The following is a 15,904-nucleotide window of genomic DNA, read 5'->3' on the forward strand; positions in this document are numbered from 1 at the left end:
TATGTTCGCGCTGTTGCGGGGCGCCCGGTACGCTCTGCCTTCCTGTCACCCGTGGATGCCAGCGCCATGCTCGACCGCCTGACCCATTCACTGCGCCGTCTCTGGGCGCTGGATGCCTTTGCCTACAGCCTGCGCGTGTTTATCGCGCTGACCGGCGTCATGCTCTGGAGCTGGCTGCTGGGGCACATCGAGCAGATGATTCCGCTGTTTCTGGGCGTGATCGCCAGCGCCCTGGCCGAGACCGACGACAGCTGGCAGGGCCGGCTGCGGGCGCTGATCGTGACGCTGGTCTGTTTTGCCATCGCATCCCTTGCCGTGGAACTGACCTTTGCCCACCCGTGGCTGTTTGGCATCGGGCTGGGGCTTGCCACCTTCACCATGATCATGCTCGGCGCCATCGGCCAGCGCTACGCCACCATCACGACGGCGACGCTGATTTTGTCGGTCTACACCATGATCAACATCGAGCAGCGCGGCGGCGTGACGGCAGAAAATCTCTGGCACGGGCCGCTTTTGCTGGTCGCCGGCGCGGCCTGGTACGGCGTGCTGTCGATTGTCTGGCAGGCGCTGTTTACCCATCAGCCGGTGCGTCAGAGCCTGACGGCGCTGATGACGGAACTGGGAGAGTATCTCGCCATCAAGGCCTCGCTGTTCGAGCCGCTGCGTGGCGTGGATCGCAGCGCTCGCCGGCTGGCGCTGGCGCGTCAGAACGGCCGCGTGGTGAACGCGCTCAACGAGGCCAAGGAGATGATTTTTTCGCGGCTGCAGGGCCAGCACAACAGTGCGCGCATTGACCGCTATCTGCGGCTGTATCTGATCGCTCAGGACATCCATGAGCGCGCCAGCTCCACCCACTACGACTACAGCGCCCTGGCCGAGCACTTCTTTCACAGTGACGTGCTGTTTCGCTGTCAGCGGCTTCTGCATCAGCAGGGGCAGGCCTGTCGGGCGCTGGGGCAGGCGCTGCTGCTGCGCCAGTCGTTTGATCACGGCGAAAGCGAACAGGCGCTCAGTGACCTGCGCGCGTCCATTGAGTATCTCAAGAGCCATCCGCCCGGCGATGACGTCCGCCAGAACCATCGGCTGCTGCGCTCGCTCACGTCACTGGCCATCAACCTGGGGGAGCTGGAGCGGCAGCTGACCCGTGCCGACAACCCGGAGCTGGCCCTTGATGCGCATGACCGCAAGCTGCTGGATCGCTCGCCCAGCAGCCTGCGTGATGGCTGGCAGCGCCTGCGCGGGCATTTTCGGACCTCGTCACCGATTTTCCGTCACGCCCTGCGGCTCTCCTCGGCACTGGTGGCGGGCTATCTGCTGCTGCGCCTGATCCATCCGACCCAGGGCTACTGGATTTTGCTGACCACGCTGTTTGTCTGTCGGCCAAGCTTTGGCGCCACCCACCGCTTTTTGCGCCAGCGCATCGTCGGCACCGTGGTGGGGCTGGTGGCCGGCTGGGCGCTTATCACGCTTTTTCCCTGGGATGCGGCGCAGGCGTTGATCGCAGTGCTGGCCGGGGTGCTCTTCTTCGCTGCCCGCATTCGTCACTACATGGTGGCCACGGCGGCCATCACGCTGATGGTGCTGGCCTGCTTCAACCAGGTCGGTGACGGCTTTGATCTGATCTGGCCGCGGCTCTTTGATACGTTGCTGGGGGCAGGGCTTGCCGCACTGGCGGTGCTGTTGATCCTGCCGGACTGGCAGGGGCGACGGCTCAACCGGGAGGCGGCTTCGGTGGTGACGGCCAGCGAGGCCTATTTCCGCGAGATCGTGCGGCAATATCGCAGCGGCAAGCGCGATGATCTGGCCTATCGGCTGGCGCGGCGCAATGCCCACAACGCCGATGCCGCGCTCTCGACGCGGCTGGCCAGCGTCATGCAGGAGCCGGGGCAATATCGCCACGACGCCGATGAGGGCTATCGGCTGCTGGTGATCACCCACAGCATTCTGGGGCATCTTTCGGCGCTGGGCGCGCACCGGCGCAGCGTCAGCGAGCGCCTCGATATGCAGGAGCTGGACACGGTGTTCGAGGCGATCAGCGGCTATCTCTCGACCATTGCCCGCGCGCTGTCGCGGCGTGAGGCGCCTGCGCCACTTTCCCCGCCGCCACAGGGGCTGATCGAGCAGCTCGAGCAGCCGTTTGATGAGATGGAAGACGCCCGGCGGCTGGTCTATACCCAGCTGGCGATGATCTGTCAGCAGATGACCCCGCTGGCTGCAGTGGCCGGCCGCCTGCTGGATCAGCAGGGGCAGCGGCGCAGCCTGGTCAGATGGCGTCGTGGGGCGTCGTAGACGCTGCCTCTTTCTGATCGTCCTCGGCGGGGGCAATATCCGTCGGGCACCCTGGCCGGCCGAGCAGAAAGCCCTGCAGGTGTGAACAGCCTTCCTGCTGCAAGAGCGCCATCTGCTCGCGGCGTTCGACCCCCTCGGCGGTGACCTCCATCTCGAGGCTCTTGCCCATGCCGGTGACGGCCCGCACGATGGCCAGTGCCTCGCGGCTGTCGCACATCTCGCGGATAAAGCTCTGATCGATCTTGAGTCGATCAAACGGAAAGGAGCCCAGGTAGTGCAGCGATGAATAGCCGGTGCCGAAGTCATCCAGCACGATGCGCACCCCCAGCTGCTTGAGCTGGTGCAGGATCTCGATGTTGTGCTGGCTGGCATCGAGCAGGATCGATTCGGTGATTTCAAGCTCCAGCCGGGACGGCGTGATTCCGGTGATCGCCAGAGCGTGGGCGACTTCATCCACCAGTGCCTGACGCTTGAACTGTGCTGGCGACAGATTGACCGAAATGCGCTGATCATCCGGCCAACGGCTGGCCTCTCGACAAGCCTCGACCAGCGCCCAGGCGCCGATTTCCAGAATAAGGCCGCTGTTTTCGGCAATCGGAATGAACTCCAGCGGGGACACGATGCCCCGGACCGGATGGCGCCAGCGCATCAGCGCTTTAAACCCGGTGGTGCGGGTCCCGGTGATGTCATAAATGGGCTGATAGAGCAAAAAGAGCGCGTTCTGGGCCAGTGCACCGCGCAGGTCGTTTTCCAGGTCGAGACGGGCGCGTGCCAGCTGTGCCAGTTCCGGGCGAAAGGCCTCGTAGCGGCCCTTGTTCTGACGTTTTGCCTCGTAAAGGGCAAGATCCGCGCAGCGCATCAGCTGCTCGAAACTGTCGATGTCGCGGCTGGCGCGCACGCCGCCCAGGCTGATGCCGGTCTGTACCCGATGTTCGCTGAGCTGAAAGGGCGCACGTGCGCTGGTGACAAGCGTACTCGCCAGCATTGAGAGCGTGGCATCGTCATGGGCCTTGGGCACCAGCAGGGCAAACTCGTCGCCACCGATGCGGGCCAGCGTTTCACCGTGATGCAGATGCTGATGCAGTCTTGTGGCCAGCTGACACAGCAGCTCGTCACCCACCTGATGGCCCAGCACATCATTGATGTTCTTGAAGTCATCCAGATCCAGCAGCAGCATGCCCACCTGAGTGATATCGGGTTCAAGCGCTTCCAGCAGGGCCCGGGTCCGCTCGCCAAACAATAGCCGGTTGGGCAGGTTGGTCAGGGCATCGTGATGGGCCATGTGGTGAATGGTGGCCTGGGCGGTATGCTCCTCGGTCACGTCATCGATCAGATAAAGGCGCTGGCCGGTGGCCTGGCCGTTGTCGATGATCGCCAGCGTGCGACATTTCAGGCGACACGTGCCTTCCCGGGTATCAAGCTTGAGTTTGATCTCCCGCGATGGCCCGGCATGAGCGGGGGGCAGTTCGTCCTTGATTCGCGCCAGCAGTGCGTCGGGGGGCAGGTATGACAGCAGCGTTCGCGCGCCGGGTTGAGGCGTTTGAATATCGTGGTTACACAGTAAAAGACGGCCATTGGCCAGGTCCTCGACCATCACCCGGGTCGGGATATTGTGAATGACGGTATGCAAAAAGGCGTACAGTCCGCTCAGCTCGCGTGACTGCTGCTCGGCGGCGTCACGCGCCTCGAGGACCTCCTGCTGATGGGCGCGCTTCTGGGTAATGTCGCGGGTGATCTTGGCAAACCCGATCAGCTCGCCCTGATCAACGATGGCATCGATCGCCACGCTGGCCCAGAAGGCGCTGCCATCCTTGCGCAGGCGCCAGCCTTCCGCCTCATGACGGCCGTGCATTCGTGCGGCAGCCAGCCCCTGCAGGGGTATCCCCAGGTGACGCTCTTCGAGGGTATAGAAACAACTGAAGTGCTGCCCCACGATGTCGTCTGCGCAGTAACCCTTGAAGGCCCGGGCGCCCTCGTTCCAGCTCAGGACCATGCCCTCGGGGTCGAGCATGTAGATCGCATGGTCGGTAATGTTCTGCACCAGCTGACGATAAAGGGCATCACTGTCTGTCATGGCGCTGGTATGCGCCTGTGATTCGGTCATGGCGATATCTGATCGAAGAGGTGAAAGGAATAGCGTCCGTGCCGTGGCGGGAGGTCATGTGCAGACATCGCCAAAAACTAATCTGGATTATGAAACAGAAAAATCTGATCAAAACCGCAATCAAGGCCTTTTTTAAGCCCTGATTGCGGCGATGGGGCGCATGAATGACGCCTGGAAGGCCTTCAGTTCAAAAGCTGTCTGACCAGCGCCTGCCACCAGGCCACGCCCAGCGGGGAAAGATCGTCATTGAAGTCATAGGCGGGATTGTGAAGCGCGGCGCTGTCGCCGTTGCCCATCCAGATGTAGGCGCCCGGGCATTTTTCCAGCATGAAGGCAAAGTCTTCCGAGGCCATGCAGGGCGGCAGATCAAGATGCACCTTCTCGATCTCTGGCATGTTCTCAAGGACTGCGGCGCAGCGGGCGGCGTGTTCGGCATCATTGATGGTGGCCGGATAACGCTGCTGATAGTCGAGCTCGACCGCAAGGCCGTGAAAATCGGCGCCGGCCTGGACGGCCTCGCGAAAGCGCTTTTCCAGATGCTCACGAAGGGCCGGGTCGAAGCAGCGCAGGGTGCCGCGAAGCTCCACCGTGGCCGGCATGACGTTAAAGGCATCGCCGCCGTGGAACTGCGTGACGCTCAGCACCGCCGGCTGATGCGCCGGGCGCTCCCGGCTGATGAGCCCCTGCAGACGGGTTACCAGCTCACAGCCTGCCAGAACGACGTCATCGCCCATGTGGGGCATGGCGGCGTGGCAGCCACGCCCGGACAGGCGCAGTGTGAAGACATCAAAGGCCGCCATGGAGGGGCCGCTGTGCACGGCGGCCTCACCTACCGGCATGCCCGGCCAGTTGTGCAGACCGTAGACGGCGTCCATCGGGAACAGATCAAACAGCCCCTGTTCGATCATCACCCGGGCGCCGCCCTCGTTTTCTTCGGCGGGCTGAAAGATGAAGTGGACCCGCCCGGCAAAATCGGGATTTTTCACCAGCGCCCAGGCCGCGCCCAGTAGCATGGTGGTGTGGCCGTCATGACCGCAGGCATGCATGCGCCCCGGCGTTTGAGAGGCGTAGTCCAGATCGGTCGCCTCCTCGATGGCGAGCGCGTCGATATCGGCACGCAGACCGATGGTGCGCCCGGGCCCGCGGGCACCGTCGAGGGTGGCGACCACGCCGGTGCCGGCAAGGCCGGTATGCACCTCGAGGCCTGCCTCGCGCAGCAGCTCGGCAATGCGCGCGCTGGTGCGGTGCTCTTCAAAGGCGATTTCGGGATGGCGATGGAAATCGCGACGCCACTGGCGCAGCTGTTCATCGCCCGGGTAGGACTCAAAAGCGGTCATGGAGGATTCCTGATCGAAAGCGTGGTTGTCGAGGATCATGTCCCGGACAAAAACCTTATGCCGATCGCGCCCGGGTGTCGATGCGCGCCGGCGCTTCCCGGAGCCGGGCTGTTGCAGGGAGAGGGCATGAAAAAGGCCCCCGACAGGAGGGCTGTCGGGGGCCTTTTTCTGGCAGCAGGCGAGCAATGGGCGGTGCTAGCGCTTCGCCTTGAGCTCGGTGGCACGTCGGGCGGCGTAGTAATAGGTCTCGTTTCTCATCAGGTGCATGCCCAGCACCGGCTTGTCGAGATGACGGCGCTTGCCCAGCAGCGTGGCCGCCATTTCCTTCAGGCTGCCCTTGAGCGTGCCGTCACAGGGTACGCCCATGAGGGTGCGGGTCAGCTTGGGCTGAATGTATTTCTCATAGATGGCCGTGCTCATCTCGTCATAGCGGCGCTGATAGCCCTCGCCAAGAAGCGCATTCAGCTGCGCCAGATCGGTGCGATCATCTTCCGGCGACAGGCACACCACCTCGTTTTCGGTGTGGTGAAAGACCGGCATGAACTGCACCGGCCGGCCCTTTTCAAAGCCCAGCTTCAATGCGTAGGCGTAATTTTTCTTCGCCGCCGGGTTAGGGCGGTTGCTGAAGTAGAAATTGCCCAGGCTGTAGAAGATCAGCGAGCCGTTATGGGTCTCATGTCCCTGAGGCACGTGCGGGTGCGCACCCACGACGACATCGGCGCCCAGATCGCACAGATGCTGATAGCGCAGACGCCACTCCTTTTGCGGAATGTCGTAGAACTCGAGTCCGGCGTGGGCGAAGACGACGACAAAATCGCACTCGTGCTTGAGCTCGACCACCATCCGATCGATGGCGGGGTGATTGAGCCAGGCGTAGCCGGCCTGATCGGGTTCGGCGTTGTGATCGAGTACGCCGAACTGTGCCTCGCAGGCGTTGAGCATGCCGATACGCACGCCCTGAATCTCGCGAATCAGCGGCATATAGGCGCGCTCGACGTTCATGCCGGCGCCGAGCATGTCAAAGTCATGCCGTTCGCCTTCGCGCAGCGTGGCCTCGAGCGCCTCGTCCCCGAAGTCCATGATGTGGTTATTGGCCAGCAGCAGCATGTCAAAGCCGTGCCCCTTGAGCACCGGCAGGATATCGGCCTGCTGGTTGATGTGCGGGCCGTCCTTGGGCTGCTCGCGACCAAAGCCGCGAACCGGTGCTTCGAAGTTGCAGACGGCGTAATCGCAGGCGGCAATGGTCTCGCTCATGGCGTCATCACAGACGGGGCCACCGTTGTACTGGCGATTGACCACATCGCCACAGACAAACATTTCAATCATGGTATCGGTTTCCGAGGGTAGAAGGTCTTCCGTCAGCTCGCTGGCTGAGCGGTGGGCGCCTTGATGCCCATAAAGGCGGTCAACTGAAGCTTCAGGACACGACCCCGGCGGTAGAAGAGGTTAAGCACCACGGCGGACAGGATCTCGGCGATCAGTGTCGACATGGCCGCGCCGATCAGGCCATAGCGGGGAATCAGCAGGTAGTTCAAAACGATATTGAGGGCGCTGACGAACAGCATCTTCTTGAGCAGGAAGCTGTAGCCGCCCATCACGGTGATCACGTTGAATGCCGCGGTGCCCAGCACCGAGAAGACCGAGGAGATGACCGTAATGCCCAGCACGGCGGCCGCCGGCGTGTATTCATCGCCATAGAGCAGCTCGATCAGCGGCACCCGGAAAATACCCATGATGGTGGCCGGAATCACCGCCACGATAAACACGGCCAGAAACAGCCGGCGAATGCGGTGATCGAACAGGGTCTGATCGGTGCTGCGCGCGGCATGGTTGATGCCCACCATCCAGGAGGTCATCAGCGCCATGGGAAACATCATCCAGCCCTGTGACAGGGTCAGCGCGGCGCTGTACCAGCCCACGTGTGTTTCATCGAGCATGCTGCCCAGCATGAGCTGGTCGGTCCGGGTATACAGGGCAATGGACAAACTCGAGATCGCCAGCGGGATGCCCACCTGCACGATATGACGCGAATGGCGCCGGCTGCGGGTCCTGAAGGTATGGGCAACGTCGCGGGTCTTTTTGCGAAACAGATACTGCTTGATGAAATACGACACGGCCCACTGGATGATGTTGGCTGCGGCAAAAAAGCCGACCGTGGCCCCCAGCTTGATAAAGGCAAACTTCAGCGCCACGCCTATCCCCAGGGCAATGTTCTGCGCCACGGTGTTGAACTTGGAGTCCAGCGAGGAGTTGAAAAAGATGCTGTAGATTTCGTTGGTCGTAAAGAAGCTGCCCCAGATGATGATGGAGAACACCAGCATCTGTTTGGGGGTGTCAAAATAAAACCAGGCCCCCACGGTCAGGAGTGTACAGATGATGACGAAGTTGATCGCTCGCACCCGGGTCGAGGCCGCCATCAATAGCATCCCGCTGTGGCGGTTGCGGGCCAGTCGGTTGAAGACCACGTTATCGCCGCCCATTTTCACCATGGGGGTAATCAGTGCCACGACGGCCAGCGCCAGGCTGATCAGTCCGAACTCGCTGGGCCCCAGGTAACGGGCGACGTAGACCGTAATGAAAATACCGGCCAGGGCCAACATGACCTTTTCGCCAAGGATCCAGGCGGTGTTGATGAGTGCCTTGTTCATGAAGCTGCTTTTTCAGGGGTGAGACGCCGAAGGGTGGCTGATCGGCAAGGGAGGCCGATCATGCCACCAGAAAGGGTAACCGTGTGTGCAGAGTTGTGCGATGTCTCGAGTCGTATCGGGGTGCAACATCAGGTCAGGGCAGGAAAATCGGAGCCGTCAATGAACCTCAAAGGCCTTCGAGCAAATGGCCCAGTGACGTGTTTCTGAGCATCTCGCGCAGGGTGTCCGGGGCATTGTGCCAAGCGCTGCGCAGGCGTTCCTGCTGTGTGATCAGACTTGTATAGTCCTGCTCCAGCCGCTGGCAGGGAGACAGGGCATTCATGAGCGCTTCATGCGCCTTTTCGTCCTGCAGGAGGGCTTCCTGCTGGTTGGCCTGAGCGTAAACGCGTTCCAGTTTCATGATGGCAAGGGTCCAGAAGATGTTCCCTGCCTTTATCGGCAACAGGGTTTCCCCGCTTAAGTCTTTTGTTACATGTTGTTACCAAAGTAGTAGCCCCTTCGCTGTCACCGCAGTGATGCCGCCGGTGAAGGAAGGGGCAGGAACATATTCAATCAGCGCTCAAGGGCAGGGGTCAGGTGGCGTTCCACCAGATCCAGACGCGTCTGCCACGGGTCCTGTCGGGCGACCGGCCCCTGAGCCTGAGTGAAGTCCATCATCAGGTTCGACAACGGCGTATGCAGCGGCCAGGTGGGCGCGCCGCCACCGTTGGGGTTGCCGTGGCGGGCAAAGTTGACCACGTAGCGATGCAGCTGCCAGGCCATGGCGCGGTCGCTGTCGTCCAGGGTGTCATAACGTGACTGGAGCGTGCGAAAGAGATAGGGCAGCTCGCTGGCGTGTATCGCGCCCGACCAGTCATGTCGTACTTCCCGCGCGACGTGCGAGAAGCGATAGCGCCACGCCGGCTGACCGCTGGCGGCCACATGATCGGCAATAAAGCGCGCCGGTTCGGTCATCATGCGATCCATGCCGATCTCTCGCCCGACCCGCTGTACATCGTCGCTGCCCTCGGGGTCATACAGCGCGCGGGCGCGGTCGGCCTCCTCGCCAAAGGGGGCGAACAGGGCGTCCATGCTCTCTGCGGCACTGAAGCCCAGATCAGCGTCGGTGGTACCGATCAGCATCGGCACATTGTGTTGAAGGCCTGTCTGATAGATGCCTTCGGGCTCACCGGAGATCAGCTCGCCATCGCGGATCGGGCCGCCGGCCCAGGTGCGCGGCCCCGCATGAGATGACATGAGGGTGCTCATGTTGAGCCCGTCGACAATCTGTTCGGGGGGCAGATCCCTGAGGGCGGCCAGCGCCGCCTGCCCCTTGCCCTCGATGCCGTGACGGTAAGCGAAGTTTTCCCCGATGGTTTCGGCCGAGGGGTGTTCCGGCGTATCGCGATCAAGCGCGGGCATGGGGCCCATCAACGCCCGACCGCCGCCGGACATTACCACGGCGCGCTGGAACAGCCCGCGGGCCGCCGGTGATCCGGTCAGATCCAGCACCGAGGCGCCGCCGGCGGATTCGCCCATGAGGGTGACGTTGTCCGCATCGCCACCGAAGGCGCCGATGTTGCGCTGTATCCAGTTCAGCGCGGCCAGCTGATCCATGATGGCGTAATTGGCAAGCGTTTTGCCCTGCTGTTCCCGGCTCAGGGCAGGATGGGCGAAAAAGCCGAAGCGGCCCAGCCGGTAATTGAGGCTGACCAGAATCACGTCGTCGCGGGCGAAGGCGCTGCCGTCGTACACCGGTGCCGAGGTGCCGCCATTGACGTAGCCGCCGCCGTGGATCCAGACCAGTACCGGGCGGTCGGTGGGCGCGCGCTCCGCCTCCGGCTCGGGGATGGCATCAGACGGCGCCCAGACGTTGAGATAGAGACAGTCCTCGGACGGTGTCACCCCCAGCGGCGCGGCATCGCCCGGATCGGGACGCTGCATGCAGTCCGCCCCGAAGTGGGTGGCATCACGCACGCCCTGCCACGGTTGTACCGGCTGCGGTGCACGCCAGCGGTTATCGGCCACCGGCGGCGCGGCATAGGGGATGCCCTTGAAGGCGGTCACGTTGAGCGCGTGGCGGCCGCGCAGCGCGCCGCTATCGATATCTACGCGGGTCACGGCCTCCTCGGCGGGGGAGGCCTGGGCACAGGCCCACAGCGGCGTGGTCAGCAATCCCAGTGTCAGCAGTCCTTTCAACCAGCGTTGCATGCGGCGTTCCGTTGTCTCTTGAGCGTGCGCTCAGGATAGACCACGTCCGGTCGGTGATCCCGTCAGGTGCGATCATCCCGCTCGGTGTCGGGGGCGGCCATCCAGCGGCCCTCGATCATGTCCAGCCGCTCCCACCAGGGATCGCGCAGCACCTGCGGCCCGTCGTCCTGAGTGAACTCCAGAATCCGCTCCTGCTGCGAGTCATGCAGTGGCCACTGCGGCAGCCCCTCGCCGTTGGGGTCGCCGGTCAGGGCGAAATTGACCACATAGCGATGAAAGGCCGTGGCCGTGGTGCGGTCGCTGTCATCGATCCCGCTGCCGTAGGCCGGCTCCAGACGATCAAAGAGATAGGGAATATCGGTGGCATGCGGCGCTCCCGGCCAGTCGCTGCGTTTGGGCGCCGCCACGTGGGAGAAGCGATAGCGCCACACCGGCTGGCCGGCGGCCTGCATTTCGTCGGCAATAAAGCGCGCCGGCTCGGTCATGGTCCGATCGCGACCGATCTCCTTGGCCAGCGTTTTCAGATTGGCGTTGCCGCCAGGGTCATAGAGCGCGCGCATGCGATCGGCGTTGTCGCCAAAGGTGTCAAACAGCTCGGTTTTTGAGGCGGCGTCGGCACGCCCGAGGTCGAGACTGGTCGAGCCGATCAACAGCGGTATCTTTCGTTGCTGTTGCTGTTTGAAGCGGTTCTGGGTCTCATCGAGGAGCAGCTTTCCATCGCGCACCGGCCCGCCGGCGTAGGTGTCGCGCTCGCGATTGGGGGTATACATCATGCTCATGTTGAGATCGGCGGTGACGGCGTCTGCCGGCAGCGCCCGCAGGGCCTCACGCGCCTGCTCATCCTCGCCCTCGATGCCGTAACGATCGGCAAAGCGTTTGCCGAAGGTGTCGGCCGACGGATTGTCGGGACCATCCTCGTGCAGGTCGTGGCGCACGGCGCGCAGCCCGCGACCGCCGCCGGACATCACCACGGCGCGCTGAAAGAGCCCCTCGGTGGCAGGGCTTGCCATCAGGTTGAGGATCGAATTGCCGCCGGCGGACTCGCCCACCAGCGTGATGTCGTCGGGGTTGCCGCCAAAGCGGTCGATATTGCCCCTGATCCACTCAAGTGCGGCGATCTGATCCATGACGGCGTAGTTGCCCTGCGGCGCGTCATCGTCCTCATCGCTCAGGGCCGGATGAGAGAAAAAGCCGAAGCGCCCCAGCCGGTAGTTGAAGCTGACATAGATCACGCCGTCACGGGCGAAGCTCTCGCCGTCATAGGCCTTTGATGAGGCGCCGCCGTTGACGTAGGCGCCGCCGTAGAGCCAGACCACCACCGGGCGGCCTTCAGCATCTGCCCCGGTTGCGTTGTCGTCAGGCGGTGGTCCGCCGGGTGACGGCGCGGCGCCGTCGGGCTGCCAGACGTTGAGATAAAGACAGTCTTCATCGGGGCGCTCATCGCCGGGCGAGGCGCTGCTGGACAGCGGCTTTTGCATGCAGTCGCGGCCAAAACGCGTGGCATCCCGCACGCCCTGCCAGGCGCTGGCCGGCTGCGGCGGCCGCCAGCGGTTGTCGCCCACCGGCGGTGCCGCAAAGGGAATGCCGCGATAGACCGAGACCCCCTGTTCCTGCTCACCGCGCAGCAGGCCGTTGTCAATGCGCGCGACCGGGGCGTTGTCCGCTGCGGCCCGGATGAGACCGGCCACCTCAAGGGCCACCGATTCATTGACCAGAGCCGCCGCGGGACTGTCCTCAAGCGCGGCACGGCCTGCCACTTCAAGCGCCACCGACTCATCAAGGCCGGATGCCGTACGGCCATCGGCGGCGGCGATACCGGCCGACAGACTCAATGTCACCCATGTCATCAGCATGACGCCCCGTCTGGCTGTCTCTGCCCGCATGTTTCCTCCCTGTCGACCGGTCCCGTCGCCGCCAGCGACCCACCCCGTGGTCTGACTGCAAACGCGCGCGGTCGTTCGGGAAGATCAGATCAAAAACATGGCGATGCCCAGCACCACACCGCTGACCAGCATGACGACCGAGGTATAGCCCATGATGTCGCGAATCTGCAGGCCGGCAATCGCCAGCAGTGGCAGTGTCCAGAAGGGCTGAACCATGTTGGTCCAGGCATCGCCCCATGATACGGCCAGGGCCACGTTGGCCATGCTGGCATCGAGCTGCTGAGCGGCATCGATGACAATCGGCCCCTGCATGATCCACTGGCCGCCGCCGGCCGGGATGAAGAAGTTGATCAGTCCGGCGCTTAAAAACGAGTAGAACGGCAGCGTCTCGCTGCTGGCAATCGAGACCAGCGCGCTGCCGATATCGGCGGCCATGCCGGTGCCGGCGATCACGCCCATCATCGCTGCGTAAAAGGGGAACTGCATGATGATGCCGTAGGCCGTGCGCGAGCCCCCGGTACAAAAGACGATGTATTCGCGGGCGTGGCGGGAAAACACCAGCCCCAGGGCGAAAAAGCCCAGAATGACGGTGTTGATGTTGACCCCGCCGCCGGTCACGAAATGATCCAGCAGCCAGAGCAGCGCGATCGTGCCCAGGGTGAGCGGAATCAGGCGCGAATATTCAAGGCGCTGGGCCGGCGTCATGCGTGCCTGATCCGGCATCGGGGCGGCGGGGCTGTCATCGCTCTGCTCGCTGTCCGGCAGGCTCACGCGGGGCTCGTTACCGCGCGGGCGCATCGACACCAGCACCGCCGGCACCACCAGGATCATGGCCGCCAGAATGGCCAGATTGCCGATCGAAAAGACCGTCTGCGACACCGGTATGATGCCCATCTCGGCTTCCAGAAAGTGGCCCGGATTGGCGATGACGGTCGGAATCGAGCCGCCATAGCCGCCGTGCCAGACGATAAAGCCCGAGTAGGCTGCCGCCACCACCAGCGGATAATGCACCCGGCCGCGGTGAACGATACCCATTTCGCGGGCCACCAGCCCGCCGGCCACCAGCCCGAACCCCCAGGAGATCCAGCTGCACAGCATGGCGATCAGCGTAGTGGCCACGATCACCTGCACCTCGGTGCGCGGCAGGCGGGTAAAGGCGATCAGCGCGCGGCGCACCGGTCGGGTATGGGCCAGGGCGTAGCCGCTCACCAGCACCAGGATAATCTGGCAGGTAAATTCATAGATGCTGAAAAAACCGTTGCCCCAGTAATCCAGCACCTGGCGGGGCGAATGGCCGTCGCCCCAGATGATGCCCAGCCCCAGGACCACCAGCGTGAGGAAAAACAGAAAGACAAAGGCGTCGGGCAGATAGCGAACGGCAATATGAGTAAACAGACGACCAATGACACGCATGAAGGATGAAGCTCCCGAGGATGGTTTGGCGCACGGCAACAGGCAGCAGCAAGCATCGACGATGCCCCGGCCGCTCACGAAAGCTAGACGTCAGGAGGCGAGCGCTGCATGGGCCGAAGTGCTCATGAGAGCGCTGGGACAGGGAACTTCAGTTTGAAGCGGGTTTGATGAATCCTTTGGCGCGCCCCGGGAGGAAGCGGCTGACATGGGTGCACCAAAAGAGTGCTCATTGCCGGGCGCTGATGCCCAGGCCCTGGCAGATATCAGGTAGGGCGACAGCTCATTAATGCGCTGCTTCTGATCAAGCCCTGACGAAAGGGGGCGCACAACAGCGGGTCGGCGTCAGTCCGGCTTTTCTTCCTGTGCCGCCGGCTGATAGCCCTCGACCTGCTCGATGCGCTGCTGCACGCTCTCATCGATCAGGGCATCCGGTGGGTAGTGTCGTCTTTGAGTGCCCAGCAGCCGCCACAGGCCCGATGACTTTTGATGCAGCGGGCCTGTCGGGTCGCCGTGAATCCGGGACAGCGGGTCGCCTTCCAGCTGCAATCCATGCTCGACCGCGCGCTCCAGCATCCAGCGCAGGGTGATGTCGGAAAGCCCGCGTTCGGAATTCCCGCCACCCACGTCGCTGTGGCCGCCGGCGAACCAGCGCTGCTCGATGTGCTGCTCGTCCCCGGCCTTGCTCTCGTCCCAGGGCGTGGGGGAAAAGGGCCGACGCTTTTCATCCAGCGCCAGCGCGTGATAGGCGTAGCGCACGCCCGGGCTCAGGCGGCGGTTGTGGAATTTACGCAGCGAGATCAGACAGCCCAGTGCGCCGACGGTGTCCCACACGCCGACCAGCCAGGGCTTGCAGGGGCGGGAAAAGGTCTCGCGGAAGGTCTTGAAGCTGGTGGCGTCGTCCCCGCGCAGATAGCGTCGGGTAACTTCCTGCACCATGTTCTCGTGATGCGGATAGAGAATCCCGCAGCGGTCGATCATCGACGCCAGCGAGCGGGCCATGAACGCGCCGCGACTGAAGCCGAACAGAAAGACCCGGTCACCGGGTTCGTATTCGTTCATCAAAAAGCGGTAGGCATCCTCCATGTTCTGCTGGATGCCGTAGCCAAAGGCGGTGCCCAGAGCGCGCCCCAGCGTCTGACCCACGCCCACGCCGAAAAAGGAGGCCGCAAAGGTGCCCACGCCCGGGCTGTAGAAGGCCTTTTGCTGATCGCCGTGGCGCACGATCGATCGAAACAGATGGACCACATTGGTATTGACGCGACTGAACTGCTGATTGGTGCCATCGCAGCACACGACGAGATTCTTGCCCATGGATGCCGCTCCGCCTGGTGCAGGAGTAATGCCAGGCCCTTTAGCGTAGCGGCTGGCAGCGCCTGTGCCAGCACATCAGGCGCCGATCAGCCCGGTGGGCGATAGAAGCGGAACTCGTCGGTCTGCGTGGTCTGCACAAAGCTTGAGGCCCAGCTCGGCGTGATGCCACGGTGATGGAAAAACAGCGCCCCGTGCGTGCGATCGATCAGGCTGCCGTTGAGCGCCTTTCGGGCGATCTCGCGGGCGGCGGCGTACTCCTTGAGCTCATTGGCCTCGTCCGGACGGCCGTCGCACCACCAGGAGAACTGGCAGCTGCCGGTCTCCGAGCCTTCCTGCACCACGTCGCACAGGGTGGTGGGAAAGCGGCCGCTGCCGAGACGATTCATGATCACATTGGCCACGGCCTCCATCTCGCGTGCGTTGGTGCCCTTGGCTTCCCAGTAGATGGAGCGGGCCAGACAGCTCACGGCGTCGTTGAGCGGCGCCTGGCCGCGCGGATCGATGGCGCGGGTCCCGTCACGGGTCAATCGAACGTCGGGTGGCGGGGGCTGAACGCCGCCCTCGTTGGAGGCGCGCTGTTCCAGTACCTGCGCCTTTTGCTGCGCGACGGCACGCTGGGTGGTTTCCGCGGCGTGAAGGATGGACGCATTCAGACCGGCAGCAAGGCAGGCGACAAGGATCAGGACGTGGCGCATGACAGCTCTCGTGGCGAAAGAGTTCTTATCCTAC

The 15,904-nt window shown here is 63.4% G+C and carries 11 protein-coding genes; 1 reads left to right on the forward strand and 10 read right to left on the reverse strand.

Annotated elements, in window-relative coordinates; all coding sequences use genetic code 11:
- The first annotated feature begins 66 nt into the window (after positions 1-66).
- The gene (yccS, locus tag C8D72_RS10115) at positions 67-2,289 is read left to right on the forward strand and encodes a YccS family putative transporter (protein ID WP_115854275.1); all 2,223 of its coding nucleotides are present in this window, start codon (positions 67-69) and stop codon (positions 2,287-2,289) included.
- On the opposite strand, the gene C8D72_RS10120 is transcribed toward yccS, so the two are convergent.
- The 10 genes from C8D72_RS10120 to C8D72_RS10165 form a co-directional block, all read right to left on the reverse strand.
- Entirely contained in the window at positions 2,264-4,393 is a 2,130-nt protein-coding gene (locus tag C8D72_RS10120; protein WP_211308828.1) for a putative bifunctional diguanylate cyclase/phosphodiesterase, read from the reverse strand. The two genes, yccS and C8D72_RS10120, sit on opposite strands and share 26 nt — an antisense overlap.
- 182 nt (positions 4,394-4,575) lie before the next feature.
- Positions 4,576-5,730 carry a M20 aminoacylase family protein gene (locus C8D72_RS10125; RefSeq protein ID WP_115854276.1) on the reverse strand — a complete coding sequence of 385 codons (1,155 nt, stop codon included), beginning with the start codon at positions 5,728-5,730 and terminating at the stop codon, positions 4,576-4,578.
- Between the two features lie 195 nt (positions 5,731-5,925).
- On the reverse strand, positions 5,926-7,056 hold the full coding sequence (locus C8D72_RS10130; protein ID WP_115854277.1) for a CapA family protein: 1,131 nt from the start codon (positions 7,054-7,056) through the stop codon (positions 5,926-5,928).
- A 32-nt stretch (positions 7,057-7,088) separates the two neighbouring features.
- Positions 7,089-8,378, reverse strand: coding sequence for a flippase (locus C8D72_RS10135; protein ID WP_115854278.1), 1,290 nt, complete (start codon positions 8,376-8,378; stop codon positions 7,089-7,091).
- Between the two features lie 166 nt (positions 8,379-8,544).
- Complete coding sequence (locus C8D72_RS10140; RefSeq protein ID WP_115854279.1) at positions 8,545-8,778, reverse strand: hypothetical protein; 234 nt, start codon at positions 8,776-8,778, stop codon at positions 8,545-8,547.
- 152 nt (positions 8,779-8,930) lie between these two features.
- Entirely contained in the window at positions 8,931-10,568 is a 1,638-nt protein-coding gene (locus C8D72_RS10145) for a carboxylesterase/lipase family protein (RefSeq protein ID WP_115854280.1), read from the reverse strand.
- Between the two features lie 62 nt (positions 10,569-10,630).
- The gene (locus C8D72_RS10150) at positions 10,631-12,451 is read right to left on the reverse strand and encodes a carboxylesterase/lipase family protein (RefSeq protein ID WP_115854281.1); all 1,821 of its coding nucleotides are present in this window, start codon (positions 12,449-12,451) and stop codon (positions 10,631-10,633) included.
- Positions 12,452-12,535: 84 nt separating this feature from the next.
- Positions 12,536-13,864, reverse strand: a complete 1,329-nt coding sequence (locus C8D72_RS10155) for a short-chain fatty acid transporter (RefSeq protein WP_115854282.1) — start codon at positions 13,862-13,864, stop codon at positions 12,536-12,538.
- A gap of 342 nt (positions 13,865-14,206) precedes the next feature.
- Positions 14,207-15,175, reverse strand: a complete 969-nt coding sequence (locus C8D72_RS10160; RefSeq protein WP_115854283.1) for a DUF2235 domain-containing protein — start codon at positions 15,173-15,175, stop codon at positions 14,207-14,209.
- Positions 15,176-15,261: 86 nt separating this feature from the next.
- Positions 15,262-15,870 (reverse strand): cell wall hydrolase, encoded by a 609-nt coding sequence (locus C8D72_RS10165; RefSeq protein WP_115854284.1) that lies wholly within the window; start codon positions 15,868-15,870, stop codon positions 15,262-15,264.
- Between the last annotated feature and the right edge of the window lie 34 nt (positions 15,871-15,904).

The organism is Kushneria indalinina DSM 14324 (assembly GCF_003385845.1).
GTDB classification, from domain to species: domain Bacteria; phylum Pseudomonadota; class Gammaproteobacteria; order Pseudomonadales; family Halomonadaceae; genus Kushneria; species Kushneria indalinina.